Source organism: Actibacterium sp. 188UL27-1 (assembly GCF_016901225.1).
In the GTDB taxonomy this organism is placed as follows: Bacteria; Pseudomonadota; Alphaproteobacteria; order Rhodobacterales; family Rhodobacteraceae; genus 188UL27-1.
This window is the reverse complement of the sequence record NZ_JAFEUL010000002.1, coordinates 422,069-439,433: the sequence shown is the minus strand read 5'-3', so window position 1 is coordinate 439,433 and position 17,365 is coordinate 422,069. Positions and strand designations below refer to the sequence as shown.

At 60.8% G+C, this 17,365-nt stretch carries 17 protein-coding genes; 4 read left to right on the top strand and 13 right to left on the bottom strand.

Annotated features, from left to right (window positions below; genetic code table 11):
- The first annotated feature begins 278 nt into the window (after positions 1-278).
- The gene (locus IU397_RS05230) at positions 279-974 is read left to right on the top strand and encodes a YdcF family protein (protein ID WP_204411431.1); all 696 of its coding nucleotides are present in this window, start codon (positions 279-281) and stop codon (positions 972-974) included.
- 144 nt (positions 975-1,118) lie between these two features.
- On the opposite strand, the gene msrB is transcribed toward IU397_RS05230, so the two are convergent.
- Positions 1,119-1,526: a peptide-methionine (R)-S-oxide reductase MsrB gene (gene msrB / locus IU397_RS05225; protein ID WP_204411429.1), complete on the bottom strand. Its 408-nt coding sequence runs from the start codon at positions 1,524-1,526 to the stop codon at positions 1,119-1,121.
- Between the two features lie 100 nt (positions 1,527-1,626).
- Here msrB and IU397_RS05220 point away from each other — a divergent pair, with 100 nt between their 5' ends.
- Positions 1,627-2,364 (top strand): GNAT family N-acetyltransferase, encoded by a 738-nt coding sequence (locus IU397_RS05220; protein ID WP_204411428.1) that lies wholly within the window; start codon positions 1,627-1,629, stop codon positions 2,362-2,364.
- 99 nt (positions 2,365-2,463) lie between these two features.
- Here the strand turns inward: IU397_RS05220 and IU397_RS05215 are convergent, their stop codons facing one another.
- From IU397_RS05215 to IU397_RS05185, 7 genes are all read right to left on the bottom strand, one after another.
- Positions 2,464-2,616 (bottom strand): hypothetical protein, encoded by a 153-nt coding sequence (locus IU397_RS05215; protein ID WP_204411426.1) that lies wholly within the window; start codon positions 2,614-2,616, stop codon positions 2,464-2,466.
- Positions 2,613-3,257, bottom strand: a complete 645-nt coding sequence (gene scpB, locus IU397_RS05210; protein ID WP_204411424.1) for an SMC-Scp complex subunit ScpB — start codon at positions 3,255-3,257, stop codon at positions 2,613-2,615. The genes IU397_RS05215 and scpB overlap by 4 nt, the downstream gene beginning before the upstream one ends.
- Positions 3,250-4,035, bottom strand: coding sequence for a ScpA family protein (locus tag IU397_RS05205; RefSeq protein ID WP_204411422.1), 786 nt, complete (start codon positions 4,033-4,035; stop codon positions 3,250-3,252). Before IU397_RS05205 ends, scpB begins: the two co-directional genes overlap by 8 nt.
- Positions 4,028-5,041, bottom strand: coding sequence for a glycoside hydrolase family 3 N-terminal domain-containing protein (locus IU397_RS05200; protein WP_370541611.1), 1,014 nt, complete (start codon positions 5,039-5,041; stop codon positions 4,028-4,030). The genes IU397_RS05205 and IU397_RS05200 overlap by 8 nt, the downstream gene beginning before the upstream one ends.
- Positions 5,038-5,982, bottom strand: a complete 945-nt coding sequence (locus IU397_RS05195) for an SPOR domain-containing protein (protein WP_239479598.1) — start codon at positions 5,980-5,982, stop codon at positions 5,038-5,040. Before IU397_RS05195 ends, IU397_RS05200 begins: the two co-directional genes overlap by 4 nt.
- Positions 5,983-6,090: 108 nt before the next feature.
- Entirely contained in the window at positions 6,091-7,836 is a 1,746-nt protein-coding gene (argS, locus tag IU397_RS05190; protein WP_204411419.1) for an arginine--tRNA ligase, read from the bottom strand.
- Positions 7,837-8,168: 332 nt separating this feature from the next.
- Entirely contained in the window at positions 8,169-10,214 is a 2,046-nt protein-coding gene (locus tag IU397_RS05185; protein ID WP_204411417.1) for a bifunctional diguanylate cyclase/phosphodiesterase, read from the bottom strand.
- 231 nt (positions 10,215-10,445) lie between these two features.
- On the opposite strand from IU397_RS05185, the gene IU397_RS05180 reads away from it, so the two are divergent.
- Positions 10,446-10,688: a hypothetical protein gene (locus tag IU397_RS05180; RefSeq protein ID WP_204411415.1), complete on the top strand. Its 243-nt coding sequence runs from the start codon at positions 10,446-10,448 to the stop codon at positions 10,686-10,688.
- A gap of 202 nt (positions 10,689-10,890) precedes the next feature.
- Positions 10,891-11,481 carry an aspartyl/asparaginyl beta-hydroxylase domain-containing protein gene (locus IU397_RS05175; RefSeq protein ID WP_204411413.1) on the top strand — a complete coding sequence of 197 codons (591 nt, stop codon included), beginning with the start codon at positions 10,891-10,893 and terminating at the stop codon, positions 11,479-11,481.
- A 79-nt stretch (positions 11,482-11,560) separates the two neighbouring features.
- Here the strand turns inward: IU397_RS05175 and IU397_RS05170 are convergent, their stop codons facing one another.
- The 5 genes from IU397_RS05170 to IU397_RS05150 form a co-directional block, all read right to left on the bottom strand.
- Positions 11,561-13,729, bottom strand: coding sequence for a malate synthase G (locus IU397_RS05170; protein ID WP_204411411.1), 2,169 nt, complete (start codon positions 13,727-13,729; stop codon positions 11,561-11,563).
- 120 nt (positions 13,730-13,849) lie between these two features.
- The gene (locus tag IU397_RS05165) at positions 13,850-14,002 is read right to left on the bottom strand and encodes a DUF2256 domain-containing protein (protein WP_204411409.1); all 153 of its coding nucleotides are present in this window, start codon (positions 14,000-14,002) and stop codon (positions 13,850-13,852) included.
- Complete coding sequence (locus IU397_RS05160) at positions 13,992-14,753, bottom strand: S9 family peptidase (RefSeq protein WP_204411407.1); 762 nt, start codon at positions 14,751-14,753, stop codon at positions 13,992-13,994. Before IU397_RS05160 ends, IU397_RS05165 begins: the two co-directional genes overlap by 11 nt.
- An 85-nt stretch (positions 14,754-14,838) precedes the next feature.
- A complete protein-coding gene (locus IU397_RS05155; protein WP_204411405.1) occupies positions 14,839-15,432 on the bottom strand; it encodes a VPLPA-CTERM sorting domain-containing protein in 594 nt (197 codons plus the stop codon).
- A 111-nt stretch (positions 15,433-15,543) separates the two neighbouring features.
- Positions 15,544-17,088, bottom strand: coding sequence for an FAD-binding domain-containing protein (locus IU397_RS05150; protein ID WP_204411404.1), 1,545 nt, complete (start codon positions 17,086-17,088; stop codon positions 15,544-15,546).
- Positions 17,089-17,365 lie beyond the last annotated feature (277 nt).

Genomic DNA, 17,365 nt, shown 5'->3' with positions numbered 1-17,365 from the left:
ATGTTCGGCAGGCTGAAAGACTGGAGGCGAGTCGCAACACGCTATGACCGCTGTCCCAAGGTCTTCCTGTCCGCAATCGCTCTTGCCGCAACCGTCATCTATTGGTTATCAGTCCTGACCCTACACTGCCCCCGCGGGGACGGTTGATTTTGAACGACAATTTCGGATCTCACTCATTTACCGCCAATAAAAAGGTATTATAACACCACTACATGATGTCTCGTTATCCTGCAATCCATCCGACTGCCGTAAAAAGCACCAAATAAAGCCAATCGGTATTGTTTTTGCACATCGGTGAAGATCTGCTGGAAAAGTTGGAGAATTTAAACATCACCGAGTTTCGGTCACACGCAGAGCTTCTTTGGCGATTCCACAGTGTGTATGACACGCCGATCGCATCTGACGCGATTGTGGGTCTCGGGTCGTATGATTTGAGGGTGGCGTCGAGATGCGCAGAGCTATTTCGAAAGGGTTTTGCCGATCACATCGTCTTTAGCGGCGGATCCGGCAATTGGACCGAGGACCTGTTTCCGGCAACCGAAGCTGAGGCATTCAGAGACCAAGCGATATCTGAGGGCATACCAGAAGATGCGATCCATTTGGAAAAACGCGCAACCAATATCGGGGAAAACATAAGGTTTTGCGCCGAAATCTTACCGGCTGCCCAACAAGTCATCATCGTGACAAAGCCGCAAACGCAGTTGCGGGCACGAGCGACGGCCGACAAACAGTGGCCGGATGCCAATTGCTTGGTGACGGCACCGAAGCACAGCTTTGACGACCAACCACTCGCCCACCATGGCTACCGCGCATTGGTGTGCGAAATGGTGGGTGATTTAGCACGTATGGACGCCTATGCACGCAGCGGATTTCAAACTGGCGTCAGTGTATCAACCGATGTTCGGTCGGCGTTTGACGCATTGGTCGCGGCAGGCTTTGTCGATCACTTACCAAAGGCGCCATCGCATTCATGACATCGGATGGCCGCTTGTCCGTGCAGCCGCGACTCCATGACAGACGATCTATGTTGGGCAATGCCATTGGGGACGTTGCTCGGCCGGACTGGAAGGTCCGGCCTGAGACATGGGCGATTACACCCAGGGGCGTGCAGTGTTCCGCTAGTCCTCGGGCTCGAAGGTAAGCGCGACGCCGTTGATGCAGTAGCGCAGGCCGGTGGGGTGCGGGCCGTCGGGGAAAACGTGGCCCAGATGCGCATCGCAGCGGTTGCAATGCACCTCTGTCCGGCGCATCAGCCAGCTATTGTCAACGCTTTCGCCCACCATCTCACTATCGACGGGTTGGTAAAAGCTGGGCCAACCCGTGCCGCTGTTGAACTTGTGCGCCTGATCGAACAAGGGCGCGTCGCAGCACAGGCAGCGATAGGTCCCCGGATCCTTGGGAAAGTTTTCATGGGTAAACGCACGCTCGGTCCCGTGTTTCCGCGTGACCTTGTAGGCAAGGTCGCCCAGTTGAGCGCGCCATTCGGCATCTGTTTTCACGACTTTATCCAGGGCGGTGTCCGTCATTCCGGTGGCTCCTTGTCAATTGGTTGACACATCTTGTGTGCAGGACTGTCCCGCTCTTATGTAGGCACAACGCGGATGCCGCCAAGGCATGGAGAGGTCGATGAAAGCTTTGCGCAAGGGCCGGTACGTGGCCCGCTTGGCCGAAACTCCGGCAGATCTGGAGGCAGCGCAGGGTTTGCGCAGTCTGGCCTTTCGGGGAGCGCATGCGACCCTCGACGGTGATCAGTTCGACCCGCTTTGCCAGCATCTGTTGGTGGAAGAGGTACGCGGCAAGCGGTTGGTCTGCTGCTTTCGCCTGTTGCCCTTGCGCTGCGGGGCAGAGATCGGCAACAGCTATTCCGCCCAATTCTATGAGCTGTCAGCCTTGCGCGATTTCGATGGTCCCATGGTCGAGATGGGGCGCTTTTGCATCCATCCCGAGACGCGCGACCCCGACATTCTGCGCGTGGCCTGGGGCGCCATGGCCCGGTTCGTGGACGAGACCGGAGCGCAGATGCTGTTTGGCTGTTCGTCCTTCCACGGTACCGAAGCGGAGATGTATATGGATGCCTTTGCCCTGCTGAAAGAGCGGCACCTGGCCCCCAAACGCTGGTTGCCGCGGGTCAAGGCGCCCAATGTCTTTCGCTTTGCCCGGGCGTTGCGGCTGCGCAAACCCGATCTGAAGCAGGCGACATTGGCCATGCCGCCATTGCTGCGGACCTATCTGTTGATGGGCGGGTGGGTCAGCGACCACGCCGTGGTGGACCGTGACCTGAACACGCTGCACGTCTTTACCGGGTTGGAAATCGGGGCGATCCCCCCTGCCCGCGCGCGCCTGTTGCGCGGTGTGGCCGGTTAGAACGTCATGCAAAAAACCTGAAACACGTAACACTGCCTGAAATTTTAGATTTCACCGCGTTACGTGATACGCCATGTTTCAGGCATTTCGTCAGACGCTCTAGAACCGGGTGAACCTGCGAAACAGGTTAAATCCCTTGCGGATGCGCCGGGCATTTTCCTTTTGCGCATCGGTCTGGTTGTCGCGGCTCATCCCGTAGCTGGACCCTTTGGACACGAACATATGCATGATGCGGTTGATCAGCTGGTTCATTGCGGCTCCCCTTCCGAGAACATGTCATCTTGGCCGTCATTGTCACTGTCTTCGTCCTCACCAGTGCCCGGCGGAGGCCGGTTGTCAAGCAGGCCAGCGGCACGCAGCTCTTTCAGGCCCGGCAGATCGCGGGCGCTTTCCAGGCCGAAATGATCCAGAAAACCCGGTGTCACGACATAGGTGACCGGGCGGCCCGGGGTCATGCGACGACGGCCAAACTTGATCCACTCCATCTCCAGCAGCTGATCCACCGTGCCGCGACTGACGCTGACACCGCGAATCTCTTCGATCTCGGCCCGGGTGACGGGTTGGTGATAGGCGATGATGGCCAGCGTTTCGATGGCGGCGCGGCTGAGCTTGCGGGTTTCCCGGGTTTCCTTTTGCATCAGAAACCCAAGGTCGGGGGCCGTGCGCAACGCCCAGCCCTCGCCCACGCGTACCACATGCACACCGCGCCCGTCATAGCGTTTGGTCAATAGCGACAGGGCCTGGTTGGCGTCGGCCCCGTGGGGCATCCGGGCGTTCAGTTCCGCGACAGAGACCGGTTCGGCAGAGGCAAAGAGGATTGCCTCGACCATGCGTTCCTGCTCGCCCAAAGGCGGCGCCTCGAACAGGCTTTCGGTTTGGGGATCGTCAGCCATCCGCTGTCCGGATCTGGATCGGCGCGAACGTGTCGGACTGGCGCAGGGTGATCTTGCCCGCCTTGGCCAGTTCCAGCGAGGCGGCAAAGGTGGCGGCCGTGGCCGAGCGACGCTTGACCGGATCATCCGTCCAGCCTTCGGGCAGATACGACATCAGGCTGGTCCATTCACCCGCATAGCCGATCAGCCCGCGCAGCCGCTCCAGCGCCTGTTCCATGGTGTAAACGCTGTCGCGATCCATGACATAGGGACGAAATTCATCCTTGGTCCGGATACGCGCATAGGCCTGCATCAGGTCCATCAGGTTGGCCGACCAGGTGATCCGGCGGATGCGGGTGACATCTTCGGGTATGCCACGGGCAAAGAAATCGCGCCCTTTTTGATCGCGCGCCATCAGTTTCGCTGCGGCCTCCCGCATGGCAGCCAGTCGTTCGAGCTGAAAGGCGAGGTGAGCGGCAAGTTCTTCGCCCGATGGGCCCTCATCCTTGGGATCGGGCGGCAGGAGCAGGCGGGATTTGAGGAAGGCAAGCCAGGCCGCCATCACCAGGTAATCGGCCGCCAGTTCGATCCGCAGTTCCTTGGCCTTTTCGACAAAGACCAGATATTGCTCGGCCAATTGCAGGATCGAGATCTTGCGCAGGTCCACTTTTTGCGTGCGGCTGAGGGTCAGCAGCAGGTCCAGCGGGCCCTCGAACCCGTCCACATCGACGATCAGCGCCTCTGCCGCGAGGCGGGAGGCGACGGTATCTTCCAGAATGCGGGTTCCGTCTTCAGCCACTGAACGCCCCTTCCACCAACGAATTCAACTCTTCCTCCAGGGCCGGCACATCGATGGCGTCGGGCGCACGGCGCTGCGCCAAGGCGCCGTCGGCACGCGCCTGCGCGGCGGGTGTCATCAAGCCCACAGTCTCTGCCACGGATTCCATCTGATCAAGGTTGCCGTTGCAATGCAGGCTGATATCCACCCCGGCACGAATGGCGGCCAAGCTGCGGTCGGCCACGGTGCCGGACAATGCCTCCATCGAGATATCGTCGGTCATCAGAAGCCCGTCAAAGCGGATCATGTCCCGTATGATCCTGACCATCTTGGCCGAGGCCGTCGTCGGCACGCCCGGATCGATCTGGTCAAAGATCATGTGACCGGTCATGGCCAGTGGCAGATCGGATAACCCGGCAAAGGGCACGAAATCGGTTGCCGCCAGGGTGTTGAGATCGATATTCACATGGGGCGGCTCGTGATGGCTGTCGACAAAGGCCCGTCCATGGCCCGGCACATGTTTCATCACCGGCAGCACGCCGCCATCCAGGGAGCCCTGGGCCACGGCCCGCGCGGCATCCAGCACCGTCTGGGCATCCGCGCCATAACAGCGGTTGCGCAAAAAGCGGTGGGTGCGGTCAGTGATGATATCGGCCACCGGTGCGCAATTGACATCGATGCCCACGCTGTGAAGCTCCGCCGCGATCAGGCGGGCGCGCAAATACATCCCGCGTACCATATCCTCGGGTGCCGAGCGGGTGATTTGATCCAGCGGAGGCAGGTATTTGCGCCAATAGGGCCGCTCCATCCGCTGGACCCGCCCGCCTTCCTGATCGATCAGGATGGGCGCATTGCGGCCCACGGTCTGGCGCAGATCCGTACAAAGCGCCCGCACTTGCGCCGGGGTTTCCATGTTGCGGGCAAACAGAATGAAGCCCCAGGGATTGGCATCTGCAAAAAAGGCCTTTTCCCGGTCGCGCAGCCAGGTGCCGCGGCATCCCAGGATGTAGGCCCCTTGCGCACTCACCGGGCGACGACCGGAATGCATTCGGCCCGTTCGGCGACCAGGGCCGCACAGAACCGGCGCGCATCGGACAGATCGGTGAACCCCATGGCGCGCAGGCGGTAGAAGGTTTTTCCGCCGGAAACAGCCTCCTGGATCAGCATCTGCTTGTCTTCCATCAGCGGTCGGAAGCTGCCTTGGGACAGATCCGCCCACAGCTGGCGGGCCGCTGCGGCCGTGTCCGGCGCGCCCAGCTGGACCAACCGCGTGCCGCTGGGCACGGTGGAAGCGGCAATGGCGGTGGGGGCAGCGGCCGCGCGGGTCGCTTCTTCGACGCTCGCGGTAGGTGCTGCCGGCCGGGAGGCGGGGCGGCGTTGCGGAATGATCGAGCGTTTCAGACCTGGCCCCAGATCGTCTGCCGCACCCTCTTGTGCAGTGGCATTCGCGGCCCCCGGGCCGTTGGCCAGGCGCACGGCGGCTTCGATCGGATCGACGGGCGGGGCCTGCGTGATCTCGGGCGTTGTGTCAGAGGCGGTGGTGGCGGTTTCCGCCCCAGCCTCAGCCTCAGCCGAGGGCGTATCCTGCGGGGTAACCAGCCGCGTGCGCGGTTGATCTTCGTCCGCCAGGTCAGCAGCTTCGGGCGCGAGAACAAGCCGATCCGCCGGGGCCTCCGCGACACCAGCAGACTGGACCGAGTTGACGGCAAGCCCCTGGTGTTCGGCCACGCGCCCGCCTGGATTTTCAGGCTGCACCCGCATCGGGCCATCCAGCGCGCGGATCACGGGCACGCCCGAAACATCGCGCACGGCCAGCTGATAGCCCCAGGTGATCAGCGCCGCAACCAAAGCCAGCGACACGATTGCGCCAACCCAATTCAGCAGGCTTGCACCTTCGACCAGACCGTCATTCGACCCGGCCCGGTACTGGCTGTCACCGTTTCGGGGATCCATCGTGGATTGAACCATACTCCGCCTCGTATACCTGTGGCCCGGGCGGAGCTTTGGTGCGCCTTTACCGGGTCTGCCTCATCTCGACCCGGTTGTGGACCGGGTGTCCCCGGTCTGGCGCGGCTGTTACCGCATTTCCTGTGCCGGAGTTACACCCAGAATACCAAGACCGGCGGAAATAACAACGCCGACGGCCCGCGGCAGCGCGATTTTCGCCTGACTGGCGGCAGCGCCATCCTCTTGCAGAAAACGCAAGGCAGGCACGTCATTGCCCCGGTTCCACAACGCGTGGAACACGCCCGCCAGATCATACAGGTAAAAGGCGATCCGGTGAGGCTCATTCGTGCGGGCGGCAATTTCCACAAGGCGCGGCCATTCCGCTAGCTTTTTGGCGACCGCCAGTTCCGCGTCATGGGTCAGACCCGACAGATCGGCGGCGGCCAGATCGGCATTGTCGCAGGCAATCCCGGCCTCGCGCGCCTTGCGCAAAACCGACTGCACGCGGGCATGGGCATATTGAACATAAAAGACCGGGTTGTCTTTTGACTGCTCAAGCACATGGGCGAAATCGAAATCCAGCGGCGCGTCATTGCGGCGCGTCAGCATCACGAAACGGGTCACATCGGCGCCGACCTGATCAACCACATCGCGCAGGGTGACGAACGTGCCTGCCCGCTTGGACATCTTTACCGGTTCGCCGTTTTGGAACAGGCGCACCAGCTGTGTGAGCTTGATATCGATGGGGGTTTTATCGTCAGACACGGCGGCGACGGCGGCCTTCATCCGCTTGACATAGCCCCCATGATCGGCACCAAACACATCAATAAGGGCGTCGAACCCCCTGGAAACCTTGTCAAAATGATAGGCAATGTCAGGGGCGAAATAGGTCCAGGTCCCATCGGATTTTTGCACGGGCCGGTCGACATCATCGCCATGGGCCGTGGAGCGGAACAGCAGTTGTTCGCGCGGTTCCCAATCCTCGGGCGTCTTGCCCTTGGGTGGGTCAAGCGTGCCGCGGTAGAGCAGGCCCTTGCCTTCGAGATCGGCCAGCGCCTGTTCGATCTTGCCGGTGCCGTACAGCGATTTTTCAGAGTAGAACACATCCATCTCGACCCCGAGCGCGGCAAGGTCGGCCCGGATCAGATCCAACATCGCCTCGGTCGCGAATTCGCGGATTTCGGTGAGCCAGAACTGTTCCCCTTTGTCGAGGAATTGATCATCGACCTTATCCTTGAGCGCTTGACCGACAGCCACCAGATAGTCGCCGGGATAGGTCCCGTCAGGGAATTCGACGTCCCTGCCATGGGCTTCGAGATATCTCAGATAAACCGACCGGGCCAGCACGTCGACCTGTGCGCCACCATCATTGATATAGTATTCGCGGGTGACTTCATGCCCCACATAGGCCAGCAGACTGGCCAAAGCATCACCAAAAACGGCACCGCGTGTGTGGCCTACATGCAACGGACCGGTGGGATTGGCGGACACATATTCGACGTTAACCCGCTTGCCCTGCCCCATCTGGGAGCGGCCGAACGTGTCTGGCGCGGTGAGCGCGGCGCGCACGATGTCGGCCCAGACGGTGTCAGAAAGGCGCAGGTTCAGAAAGCCGGGTCCTGCAATGTCGGCCGTCTCGATCCGGGGATCGTCGCGCAGCCCGGCGGCAAGGATGTCGGCGATGTCGCGCGGTTTCATCTTGGCGGGCTTGGCCAGGACCATCGCGGCATTGGTCGCCATGTCGCCATGGGCCGCATCCCGCGGTGGCTCGACCGAGACGTTTCGCAGATCCAGGCCGTCGGGCAAGACCCCGTCAGATTGCAAGCGGTGCAAAGTCTGCAGAACCAGGGCGTGGATATCGGCGAAGATGTGCATGGCGGGCTCCGGAAAACAGGGTTGCGGGTGTAGCAGAGCCGCCGCGCCCGTCAACCACATGCCCCGCCCGCGGTCATTTCACTTTGGGGAGGTGAGGCGATGTGTCCAGTCACCGTTCACCGACGGGTCACCCCACTGTTTTGGGCGTTTGGACAGCGCAGGATGGACCCTCGCGACCCACGTTCACGAGGCCGATTTTGCTGCCCGGTATCGGATATCACCGCCGCCCGACTGATGCCTAGGGGGCAGTGACAGGTCCTGCCGACAGTACGGCGCGACGATCAGCGGTGCGAATGGCCTGGGCCATGCTGCCCCTTCTGATGGCGGGCGTTTCACGACGCCCTTTTGCGCGCCTGATCGTGGACCATGGCGCGCATATCTTCCAGACTGAGAGGCTTGCCGAAATAATACCCCTGGGCCGAAGTGCAGCTTTCAGCCCTGAGGAAGTCCAGTTCCGCCTCCACCTCCACCCCTTCGGCCAAGACAGGAATATCGAGCGCCGTGCCCAGAAGCACTGTGGAGCGGACAATGGCCGCGCGCTGTTCATCCTTGTGTATGTCCTGGATGAAACTGCGATCGATCTTAATCTTGTCAAAGGGAAAGGCCTGCAGAGTGGCGAGCGACGAATAGCCCGTGCCGAAGTCATCCATCGCGATCCGGATCCCCATTGCCTTGAGTTCAAACATAATTTTCGAGGTATGGGCCATGTCATCGATGATGCTGGCCTCCGTCACTTCAAGCTCCAGCCGTTCGGGGGCCAACCGGGTTTCCATCAAGATGTCCGAGACCTGCTCGACAAAGGAGGGCTGCACCAATTGCTGGGGCGCCACGTTCACTGCGATACTGAACGGCTCTGGCCAGGAGGCGGCTTCCGCGCAGGCGGTGCGCAGAACCCAGAGCCCGATCTCCCGGATGAGGCCGCTTTTCTCTGCAATCGGAATGAAATCTGCAGGGGAGACACGCCCCCGCGTGGGATGATTCCAGCGCAACAAAGCCTCAAATCCGATCGGGGCGCGGGTGCGGATATCATTTTGAAGCTGATAGACCAATTCAAACTCATCCCTGGCACAGGCATGGCGCAGATCCTGGATCAAAAGCAGGGTATCGCGGCTTTGTTCGTCCATCTGGGCGTCGTAAAAGCAGATATCACCGGTCTGCTCGGTCTTCGCGCGGTACATGGCAAGGTCAGATTTACAGAGCAGGTCGCGGAGTACGCGCCCATCATCAAGGCTGGTCGCAATACCAATCGACGCTCCGACCATGGATGAGACCTGTGCGATATCGATGGGCGCGACGATCAAGGAATGCAGATGTTCGGCAAAGGCCAGCACCGCTTCCTTTTGATCGATGCCCCACATCAGGGCGATAAATTCATCCCCGCCTGCGCGCGCGATGAACTGCTGGCGGGTGATCGCGCCAGACAGACGGGCCGCGACCGTCCTGAGGACCACATCACCTGCGGCATGACCATAAAGGTCGTTGATCTCCTTAAAGCGGTTCAGATCGATTGTCAGAACGGCGACATGTTCCGCCGCATCCTGTTCAAGATCGGCTGTGAGATCGGCCATCCGCCGATCCAATCCCATCCGATTCCATAGATCTGTCAGCGGGTCATGGAGTGCCGCATGTTCAAGCCGCCCGCGGGTTTCAATCTCAAGATTGGTCTCGATGCTGAACGACGCGAAACCGACAAACAGGATCACTGCCATGACAGCCAGGATCAGCAGGCTCATCACCGTGTCGGAGATCAACGATTGCGGCACTGCGATCTGATCGTCCAGCTGTATCCGGAATGCCCCCATGCCCGTGAAATGCATGGTGCAGATCGCGATCACCATCAGCACCGCGCCCCCCATCCAGCAATAGCGTGTCACCGGATAAACAATGCGGTGATAGGCCGCCGCGCCGACGATCATCCCCGCCAGGATAGAAATCGCCACCGCAGTCGCGTTCCAGACCAGATGCCCCGCAAGCTGATACGCCGACATGCCCACATAATGCATCAGTGACACGGCCCCACCAAACAAAGCACCGCTGAGCAACGGCGTTTGCGCGCCCCAGCGGCTGGCCAGCGTGGCCTTGACCGCCAGCATGCCAAGGACCGCGATACCCAGGGACAAAGCCGTGAGGACGGGATCATATCCATGCTCCTCCCTCGGATCGTAGGACAGCATGGCGATGAAATGGGTGGACCAGATCGTCGCACCGCCGATCAGACTGGTCAGGGCGATCTGGATCCGGCGCCGCTTGCCAGATACCGCGATCATCCGCCGGGTCAACAGCACGGTCAGGCAAGAGCCCACGACGCAGACCAGAGCCGCAACGACAACGAGGCCGGGATCGTGATCATGGGTCAGGTCAGAGACCAAGGCGTACATCTGGATTTACCACATTAAGTCAGCACAGTTGACGTTAGATTGCATGAAACGGGTAAACAGCGCGCTACGATCCAAGCGCAGAGCAGCGCAGATTTGTGTCAGATTGCGCATAGATTGGCGACGCATCGGCCCACCCCAACCGATCGTGTCTGCACAGGTTGACGCATGGGCGCCAAACTGGCGACATAAAGGTTGGCTAGTCCAAGGCTGATGAAGCACCCGAGGATCGACATGACAACGCAGCCATCGGATCACGACCGACAGACCGAACGGGACGGCCTTTGGTGGTCTTTCCTGCTGGCCATGGTCATGGGCTTGGGCGCTGCATTGGGCGGGCTGCTTCCTTTTATGTTAATGGGTGTGGTGATCGTTGCGGGCATTTCGGCGGCACTGGGTGTTTCCCTGAAAACGGCCATGGTTCTGGCCGTGGTCGTGACCATTGGCCTTGGACTGTTCGCCGCGTCGCAATCCTAAGAAGCGTCAACCCGCAAAGCGATGAACGTCCGATGACAGGGCAATGACGGCCCGATAAGTTACCTATTAAAAACAATGATCTATATGGCATTTGGGCCCAGGATCTCCATCTTTGCTGCCATTGATGTCCCAGTGCCGAGTGCTGAACAGTCCACCGTCACCATGGTCAGCCACGGCTGGCCCACCCGGAAGGAGATCCCGCATGAACTATTTCAAACGTCTGAAAGCGAACCTCGACCCGCAACCGTTCCTGGATGAGATCAACGGCATCGATGGGGCCTGGGATGTCGCCACGGGCCGTCAGGACAAGGTCAAGGTCCAGCGCGAGGCAAAGGCGATCCCGCTGCGGGGTCTCCGCAAATCGGCCATCAACGGGCGCGAGCGGCGCGACGTGCATGAAAGCCGGTGGACGACAGGATCGCAGCAATACGACCGCGCGCGCGCATTCCTTAACACCTTTGCCGAGGAGCAAGACAGCATCCTGGGCCGGGCCAAGATCGTGTGCCTGCCCGCGGGCAAACGTGTCTATCCCCATATCGACCGCGGGCAATATTACCGGGTCCGCAACCGGTACCATTTCGTGCTCAAATCCTCTCTCGGGTCGTGGATGAAGGCGGGCGATGAAGAGGTGCGGATGCAGGAAGGAGAACTCTGGTGGTTTGACAATGACCAGATGCACGAAGCCAACAATGATGGCGATCAGGACCGCATCCATATGATCTTTGACATGCTGCCCAAGCATCGCGTCGAAGAGGTGTTTGGAAAGAACGTGGAGATGGAGGCAGTGGCCTGATCCGCCTCCCCACGCCCACGCCCTTTGTGCCAAAAGCAACACCGCCCCGGGGCCACCGGGGCGGTACCAGCTTTCGGAGTTAGACCACCGCCTTCGCCTGGGCACGACGCGCATGAAGGACCGGTTCGGTGTAGCCCGATGGCTGAACTCGGCCCTTGAACACCAGATCACAGGCGGCCTGAAACGCCACCCCGTCAAAGCCCGGCGCCATTGGCGTGTAGGCCGGATCGGCAGCATTCTGGCGGTCCACGACCTCGGCCATCTTTTTGAGCGCGGCCATCACCTGATCCTCAGTCACGACTTCATGGTGCAGCCAGTTGGCCAGCCCCTGGGCACTGATCCGCAGCGTCGCGCGGTCCTCCATCAGACCCACATCATGGATGTCGGGCACTTTGGAACAGCCGACGCCCTGGTCGATCCAACGCACGACGTAACCGAGGATGCCCTGGCAGTTATTCTCGACCTCGGCCTGGACCTGCTCCGGTGGCAACGGCTGTTCAAGGAGCGGGATCTCCAGCAGGGCGGCGCGAGATTGGCGGACGGCGCCCTTTGCCTCTTGCGAGATATCGTAGAGGCGCTGGAACACATCGACCTTATGGTAATGCGTGGCGTGCAGCACAGCGGCGGTGGGGCTGGGTACCCAGGCGCAGGTCGCCCCGGCCTTGGGGTGGCCTTGTTTCTGCTCCAGCATGTCGCCCATCCGGTCGGGCATGGCCCACATGCCCTTGCCGATCTGCGCGCGGCCCTTCAGGCCACATTTCATGCCGATATCGACATTGCGATCCTCATAGGCCAACAGCCAGGTGGAGGACTTCATGTCGCCCTTGGGGCGCATGGGCCCGGCTTCCATCGACGTGTGGATCTCGTCTCCCGTCCGGTCCAGGAAACCGGTATTAATAAAGGCAACGCGATCACCTGCAGCGGTGATACACGCGCCGAGGTTGGCAGAGGTGCGGCGTTCTTCGTCCATGATGCCGATCTTGACCGTGCCCGCGGGCAGTCCTGTGACCTTTTCGACGGCCGTGAAAACTTGGTTGGTCAGGTGGACCTCGTCGGCCCCGTGGAGCTTGGGTTTGACCACATAGATGGAGCCCGCGGGGGAGTTCTTGGGCCCCTCCGTCTTGAGCAGATCATGTTTGCCGATAGCGATGCTGACCAGCGCATCCAGCAGATGTTCGGGTACCTCATTGCCGTCGGCATCCAACACGGCAGGGGTGGTCATCAACAGGCCCACGTTGCGCACCAACAGCAGAGAACGGCCCTTTAGCAAAACAGGCTGACCATTCGCCCCCTCAAACCCCACATCTGGGTTCAGGTCGCGGGTGAAGGTCTCCCCACCTTTGGTCACCTCTTCGGTCAAGTCGCCTTTCATCAAGCCCAACCAGTTGCGGTAGGCCAGGATCTTGTCCTCTGCATCGACGCAAGCCACGCTGTCTTCGAAATCGACGATGGTGGAGGCCGCGGCTTCGAGCATCACATCGGCAATGCCCGCCGTGTCGGTCTTGCCCACCGGATGATCGCGGTCGATGAAGACGGCGATATGCAGGTTGTTGGCGCGGAAAAACACATCCGTCAGGTTGCCTTTGTCATCGCGATTGTAGCCTGCGAACTGGCTGGGATCGGCCAGTTCGGTCGTGCCTTTGCCTGCGATCATCATCAGCTTGCCACCGGACGGCGCCATGGTCACGACATCGGACCAGCTGCCTTTGGTCAAGGGCACAACGGCATCGAGATGGGCCTTGGCCCAGGCCACGACCTCTGCACCGCGCTGCAGATCGTAATCGCCTTCGGGCGCCGGACTGCCCAAGGCATCAGTGCCGTAAAGCGCATCATAAAGCGAGCCCCAGCGCGCATTCGCGGCGTTCAGCACAAAGCGCGCATTGGTTGACGGCACGACGAGTTGGGGCGCGCAGACCGCGGCAATTTCAGGGTCGATGTTTTGCGGGTCGATCTGGACATCTTCTGGTTCGGCTTCCAGATAGCCAATTTCGGTCAGGAATGCCTCATAAGCGGCGGCGTCATGGGGCTGGCCGCGCCGTTCCACATGCCAGGCGTCGATCTTTTCCTGCAGATCTTGCCGTTTGGCCAGCAATTCAGCCGTTTTGGGTCCATAGGCCTGGACCAGCGCCGACATGCCGCCCCAGAATGCCTCATCGGAAATGCCACTGCCCGGCAGCACGTCCTGTTCCACAAAAGCCGCCAGTTGAGCGTCCCAGTGAAGGCCCGCTTTCTCGACACGATCTGTCATTATCATACCCTTTGTCCCGGTCGCAACAAACCCCGGCCCTAGTCGGGCATACGGTGGCATGCAGCAAAGTCGCGCAGGGTTTAGGGCAAGACTAGGAGCGCTGCAACGCGGCAACCGCGCTCACCCAGGCGACGACCGCTCCCGGCGGCACCGGTCTGAACAATAGCGCACCTCATCCCAGACTTTTGCCCATTTTTTGCGCCATGTGAAAGGACGCCCGCACGTGGCGCAGGTCTTTTGCGGCAGGTCAGATTTCTTGACGTCACGGGGCATTCAGGTGCCGGGTGAAGAAGGTGAGGACTTGGTCAAAATGGATATTCTCTCCGTCGCTGCTGCCGATGTGATCTTGACCCTCATAATAGTGCACCTCGGGGGTGCGGCCATGTTGGGTCAGGCGTCGTTCCAGGCGGCGGGTCATCTCAACCGACCAAACGCTGTCTTCGGTCCCGTGGGACAGAAAGACGGGACCATCATAGCGCTCGATCTCGATCGGGGTGGTGGGGGTCAGGCCCTCGGTATTGCCCTGCCAGGTCCAGGCGCGGTTGCCCGGATCCCAGGCCTGCCAGCCTGGATCGCCCTTGTCGCGCCAACTGCTGCTGTCAAACGCGCCGCAGATGACATCAGCCGGGCTATGGGCAGCAACGGCATCGGGGAGCGGGGTAACACCATCGCGCGCCATCAGCGAAGTAACAAGGAGCGCATGTTCCCCGCCACGGGAGGCACCGTAGATCCCGACCGATCCGTTGCACCAAGGTGCGCCCCGCAACGCCGCCAGTGCCGCCACTGTGCGGTCCAAGGGCGCCTCCCGGATATGACCGGCATTCCAGGCATTGCCCCCTTTTGAATAGATGTGGGGATACGCCACAAACCCATGTGCGGCGAGCATCACGGCATTGCGGTGGGACCATCCCGACCAGCCCCCTTCGGAGCCGTGCAGGGTCATCACACCCGGAAACGGGCCATCCCCGACAGGTCCGTAAGTGGTGCCGAAATCCGGCAAGAGGCGGCGAAGGATCTTGAGCATGGCGTGGGGCCTTTCTTCGATATCCCCACTAAACCGATCCCGATCAGATATCATCTGACTGTGTGGGCTGCCTACGGAATAAGCGTTACCCCGCCCGGCGCCTGCGCCCATGTAAAGCCAACAACCCCAACGCTGTCAGAACAAACAGTCCGCTCGCCGGTATAGGTGTATAGACCACAATGCTTGCGGCATTGTCCTCTGGATCAAGGGTCAAGCTGATCGGTTGATCCGGATCAAGGCCAAGGTCAAATGACGGGCCGCCCCAATAGAAAAATTCCTGCGGATCGTCATCAAGCACGTAAAGCGCGAACCCATCCTCGCAGGTTTCAAGACTGTCGGTGCAGGCCAGAAGATTGATGTAGGGCCATCCGTCTTCGTAGGCTTCAGGGTCAAAGCTATAGGGCAACAAACCCCAAAAAACCTGTTTTTCGCGGACCCAGAGAGTGCGATTGGCAACGGCCTTGATCTCTGGCGCATCCAGGCCGTTGACCCGAACATTCGATATCGATTTGACATCAACCAAATTCGGGATGTCTGGCGGTAATGGACCCGGAAAACCATAGAGCGTCGCGCTGAGCACCTGGTTTTCTTCGGTCGTGAACCGAAACTGGAATGTCTCCGCAAGAACAGCCTCTGCCCATACCATAACGAGCGCGAAACTGAAGATGAGCCGTCCCATCGTAAATCCCCGCGTGCTTGATACAATGAGGGTAGCATAGATCCGGTTTGGGCGGAGATCGTTAAAGATGTCTGGACAACCATCACCTTTATGGTTGCCCACCACACAAGGTTAAAGGTCTAGGCTCAACTGGTCGGACTTAGGACGCGGGCTTTTTCCGTCGCCGCCGATGTTTTTGTCGCGCTGGAAGCGGGCTGTGGTGCCAGGCTCCTTACGGCTGGCATGTTTGGCGACGATGCGGTTGGCCTCGGCCCGAAATTCGGGGCCGCGGCGGACGCCCCAGACAGCGGTGCTAGCGGTTTTGGCAGCGGCTTTCACATCGACCAGCGGTTCAGGATAGGCTTTTCCCAACAGACGCCCTGCCCCGTCCCAGAGCCACGGCTCTTGCAGATGCTCATCCGGAACGTCAGCCAGTTCAGGGACCCAACGGCGGGTGAAAATGCCGGTCGGATCCTGGTCGTTGCCCTGCTTGACGGGGTTGTAGATGCGCACTGTGTTCATACCCGTGGTGCCCGATTGCATCTGAAGCTGAGACCAGTGGATGCCCGGTTCGTAATCGGTGAACATCCGCGCCAAGTGCGGGCCAGTCGCGCGCCAGTCGAGCCACAGGTGATAGCTGGCCACGGCCGTGAGCATCGACCGCATGCGAAAGTTCAACCAACCCGTCGCCCGCAGATACCGCATGCAGGCATCGGTGAAAGGCAGCCCAGTCTCCCCCACTTCCCAGGCATGCAGGCGGGCCGCATCCGGTTCCCGCGGGCGCAAGCTCTCATAGGCGGTGTGAAGGCAGTGCGTTTCGATGCTGGGCGCGTCTTCCAGCTTTTGCATGAAATGATCGCGCCAGGCGAGGCGGCTGGTAAAGCTACTGAGCGACCCTGACCAGCCGGTCTTGGTGCCCTTGACTTCGACCTTGCGGGCGGCTGCGGCCTGGGCCGCCTCCCGTCCCGACAGGGTGCCAAGCGCCAGATGCGGGCTGAGCCGGGAGCAGGCCCATTCCCCCTCCACCGGGCTGGACATCGCCTTGCGGTAAGTCTGGCCGCGGGTCGTCAGAAAGCCGCCCAACAGCGACAGCGCATGGTCGCGCCCCCCGGGCTGACGGTCTGTACAGCCATCGGCGGCCAGACCCAGGTCGCGGGCAGAGGGAATGGCTTGGCCATCAACATCAGCCACCGGCGTCAGCCCGGCAGGCACCTCCAACTGCGGTTCGCGCACGAAACCTTCGCGTTGTCTGGCCCAGCCATCCCGGGTTTTCAGGCGACGCACGATCCCGGATTGGGGCAATTCCACCCAATCCACACCCCGCGACCGCGCCCAGGCCCCAACCCGCCGGTCGCGGGCAAAAGTCCAGGCGTTACCCGTCTCTTCATGACTGACCATGCGGGTGATCCGGTGGGATGTCACCAGGTGCTCCAGAATTGACACGGCATCGCCCAACCGGACGACAAGGGGCGCGCCGAGCACAGCAAGATACCGGCGCAGGGTCTCAAGGCACTCCGCCGTGAACAGCCATTGGCGCGCAGACGTATCAGGCAAGCTCCAATATTCCGGCTCCACCACATAAAGGGGAAGGACCGGCGCACCCAGCGACGCGGCATGGCCTAGTGCGGGGTGATCGGACACCCGCAAATCCCGTTTGAACCAAAGTAGAACACTCATAAGCCAAGGGTAAGTCACGCCGCCGCGTGATCAAGACAGCATCACGCAACCGATCCATCATTTGACCGAACCGGCCGAAATGGCTAGAATACCCCATATTTTAAGCACGTTTTCAGAAAGGTTATTGCCATGCAGATGGTATTTTTGTCGGCCCTGTTGTCGTTGTCCTGGATATCCCAGATCACCCCTCCTCCCCATCAGAGCGCGCCGAGCGGAGCATGTATCCTTCCTTCGGGCGGATGGTGTTGGCCGCTGGGCCCCGCCGAGACCGGTGCGC